Origin of the sequence: Chryseobacterium sp. RR2-3-20 (assembly GCF_017808115.1) — a bacterium.
Taxonomy (GTDB): domain Bacteria; phylum Bacteroidota; class Bacteroidia; order Flavobacteriales; family Weeksellaceae; genus Chryseobacterium; species Chryseobacterium oryzae.
In genome coordinates, this window is record NZ_JADQBD010000132.1 from 1 (window position 1) to 2,751 (window position 2,751).

The following is a 2,751-nucleotide window of genomic DNA, read 5'->3' on the forward strand; positions in this document are numbered from 1 at the left end:
AACAGACCTTTACTTTCTTTTTTTTTATTTTTTCTTATCCCGAACTTTCTAAGAAGGAAATTCCAAAACTTCGATTGATGGGGATAATTGCTTGTGACAACTGCATGCAAAGCGGTTGGAAGAAAGGGAAAAGACAGCGGTATGGCGACAGGAATACTTGGACTGGCGGCATACTGCTGTGCGCGGTGACGGAAGTGTATAGACGGCAGAGAAAACCGGTTGTTCAGAATCAGAAAAGTGAATGCCGGCTATGTACTGGAGGAACTTGGGAAAGCTTTGGCAAAATGGGGAAACAAGTTCGCAGAAAAATGGTGTATTACAAAACTTTCAACTAACTGCAATAGTGAATAATATACTACTGGTAACAAGCGGCTGGAAAGACAGCGGTATGGAATGCTAAAAAAAAATGCGTAGTGTGGGCATTTTCAGCAAGTGCCAAAAACATACTATAAATATTTGCCTATGAAAACCAAATGTTTTTGGTGTGTGCTGAAAATAATGCGGCTGGAAAAGTATTTTTTTTTAAGCGTGGAATACTGCTGTGCGCGGTTACGGAAGCGACTGTATTGCCACTAAACTTTTCCTTTGAAAAAAAGCAATACAGTGGCTGTAGGAACTGGCTCAGTCCCGAAACTTTCTGCACCATTTTTCTGCATCCTTAGCAGGGTGGTGGGGATTTGTTGGCTTACTAATGGAAAACAAATCTTCTAAATGATGACGACACGAGCGGCTGGGAGGCGGTGGCGCAAAAGGGCTTTGCCCGTTGCAAGGAAAGCATTTTTCATAATCTCAAATTATAGGGACACCTTGTTGGCAGTTGCTGTAACGCAGTGGAAGCAATCCCCGAAGCGATGGCGTGTGCGTATAATTTCTATTATGTTATTTGCTGTGGCAGAGCGGGGAATTTTAACGACCACCAGAATAATAATCATAATTGATATTATTTTCGGATAAAAATTCAGTGAACAAATCGAAACTGTTTACCTTGCCACCAAATTTTTTTACCAATATTTCTTTCAGGTCGGAAAACTGACAATTCAGAGCCCTACAAACTGCACTTACATTGGTAACTTTTGCACTTCGCTCATATTCAAAATCTTCGTTCAGATCCTGTAATTCTATGTCAATCTGTGTAGGATTAACATAAAACCAAATACGGCGGCCAAAATCATCACGAAATACTTCCATCGGTACTATCTTTTGAATAATCTTCCTGGGAAAAATCATTCTCATTGCGTAACGGGGCCTGCCCTGAACCAATATGTTCACTGCATTTTGGACATTCAAAATCAAAAATCCAATGTTCTTCGGAAACATTTTCTGTATCGAGTTCTGATCCTTTACCTTTCCAACCGCATTGTGGACAGGTGAAATCTTCGTTATGAAAAGTTTTAAGATTGATTTGCATTGCAAAATTTTTTATTCAGAGAAAATCCCAATAAGTTTTTCGTTGACGTAGTAGTTGGTTCTGCCGACTTTTTGAGGAACGAGGATTCCGGAATCGGAAAGTTTTTTGAGCCAAGTGGAAGCGGTTTGCCTGTGCGCTAACCCTCTTTTTTCCAAAACTTCAATTTTCAAATAAGGCAAGGTGAACATCAACTGTAATAAGTCGTGATTGTAGGACGCTCCCAAGACTTTTTTCATTTTGGCTTCTGTTTCCTCTTTCAGTTCTAACAATTTTTTGATTTTCTGAACGGTGGTTTGCGAAGTTTCAATTAAACCATTTAAAATATACATCACCCAATCCTTCCAATTTTCTTTTTCAGTTACTTCGCGCAATAACTGATAATACAGGGCTTTGTTTTTTATGATAAACGAACTTAAATATAAGACCGGCATTGACAACAATTCCTGCTGAACCAAATACAGTGCATTGATGATTCTGCCTGTTCGGCCATTACCGTCTGAAAATGGGTGAATGGATTCAAACTGATAATGGATTAAAGCCATTTTTATTAATGGATCTAATTCTGAAAGTTCGTCATCATTAATGAATTTTTCCAAAGCGGAAAGTTTCTGAATAATTTCGTCTTCACAGCAGGGTGGTGTATAAATGACATCCCCTGAAATTGCATTTTTCAGCGCTGTTCCAGGCGTGTTTCTGATTCCTGCTTCATTGTTTTTTATGGTTTTTACAATTTCCACCATTGTTTTGGTAAGCAAAAGACCTTTGTGTTTCCGCATACTTTCCAATCCCCTGTATAATGCTTCGCGGTAACTTAAAACCTCTTTTGCAGACTGGGTTGCTTCGGTGATTTCTGTGGTGGCTTTATAGAGTTCGTCCTGTGTGGTGACAATGTTTTCGATTGCGGAACTGTCTTTACTTTCCTGCAGAACAATTGTGTTAATGAGCAACTGCGGTTCGGGAATAGAAGAACACAAACCGTTGAGTTCTGCCAAATGTCGTGAAGCAGAGATTAAGTTTTTATATATTTCCGGTGAGAGTTGCAGTGATTTAGGCGGTAAATCAGGCAAATCATTGTAGGGTGTGTTTTTGTTGTAAGCCATTATATGTTGAATGCTTCGACATTAAAAAATAATTATGTCGAAAATATTGAAAATTTTCGACATAAACAAAATAATGTGTCGAATGGTTCGACATTAAGAACTACTAAATGACCATTGTGGAAAACTAATCATAAAATATAAACTAAAAAAAATTTGATTATCCGTTTTTAATCATAACCCTGTAATGTTAGCAATAATAAGCCTTTCAAAGAGGCTATCTCCAAAATATCTTCGATTTAGCTT

4 protein-coding genes are annotated in these 2,751 nt (G+C 38.2%); 1 reads left to right on the top strand and 3 read right to left on the bottom strand.

The genetic code is table 11. From position 1 onward, the window contains the following. A partial coding sequence (locus IV513_RS15260; protein ID WP_209391414.1) for a hypothetical protein occupies window positions 1–335 on the top strand: 335 nt, incomplete at its 5' end. 571 nt (window positions 336–906) lie between these two features. Here the strand turns inward: IV513_RS15260 and IV513_RS15265 are convergent. From IV513_RS15265 to IV513_RS15275, 3 genes are read right to left on the bottom strand one after another with little or no spacing between them, the layout of a single operon-like run. Next, entirely contained in the window at window positions 907–1,188 is a 282-nt protein-coding gene (locus IV513_RS15265; RefSeq protein ID WP_209391415.1) for a hypothetical protein, read from the bottom strand. Next, the gene (locus IV513_RS15270; RefSeq protein WP_168637790.1) at window positions 1,172–1,408 is read right to left on the bottom strand and encodes a hypothetical protein; all 237 of its coding nucleotides are present in this window, start codon (window positions 1,406–1,408) and stop codon (window positions 1,172–1,174) included. Before IV513_RS15270 ends, IV513_RS15265 begins: the two co-directional genes overlap by 17 nt. An 11-nt stretch (window positions 1,409–1,419) precedes the next feature. Continuing rightward, window positions 1,420–2,508, bottom strand: coding sequence for a Fic family protein (locus IV513_RS15275; RefSeq protein WP_209391416.1), 1,089 nt, complete (start codon window positions 2,506–2,508; stop codon window positions 1,420–1,422). Between the last annotated feature and the right edge of the window lie 243 nt (window positions 2,509–2,751).